Origin of the sequence: Paraburkholderia ribeironis (genome assembly GCF_900019265.1) — a bacterium.
Classification (GTDB): domain Bacteria; phylum Pseudomonadota; class Gammaproteobacteria; order Burkholderiales; family Burkholderiaceae; genus Paraburkholderia; species Paraburkholderia ribeironis.
The window spans coordinates 1-501 of the sequence record NZ_CYGX02000144.1; the positions used below are offsets into that span (position 1 = coordinate 1).

1 protein-coding gene is annotated in these 501 nt (G+C 51.5%); it reads left to right on the forward strand.

The features are described from left to right. Window positions 1-501, forward strand: a 501-nt coding sequence (locus BN2475_RS32380; protein ID WP_143326032.1) for an AMP-binding protein, incomplete at both ends; no start/stop codon positions are given.

Below are 501 nucleotides of genomic sequence, written 5' to 3' on the forward strand. Positions count from 1 at the left end.
TGGTGCCCCAAAGGGAGTGTGCATTGAACATTGCTCCATCGTTAATTATGCATCATATGCGGCTGAACGATTTGGCGTTGCTGACGGTCACGGCTCTGTGCTTTCTTCTTCTATCAGCTTTGACTTGGGCCTCACGGCCTTGTATCCTGCGCTAATTTGTGGGCGTCGGCTATATCTCTCTTCTGAGGGCAACTCCAAGCTCGACTGGCGTCAAGCCATTGTTGACGGTAACAATTTATCACCGGTCAAACTCACGCCATCCCATTTAGAGGCACTTCGAGGGATACTACCGGTCGAAGCGATGGCAGGGCGCATTTGTACTCTGGTCGTGGGGGGAGAAACCTTACGGCATGCGCAAATTGAAATATGGCAAACCCATGCTCCGGAAACACGGATATTCAACCACTATGGACCGACCGAGACAACGGTCGGCTGCGTTGCATACGAAATAAAAAAATCTGCCGAACATAGCGAACCAATCCCGATCGGCCGACCGATCTC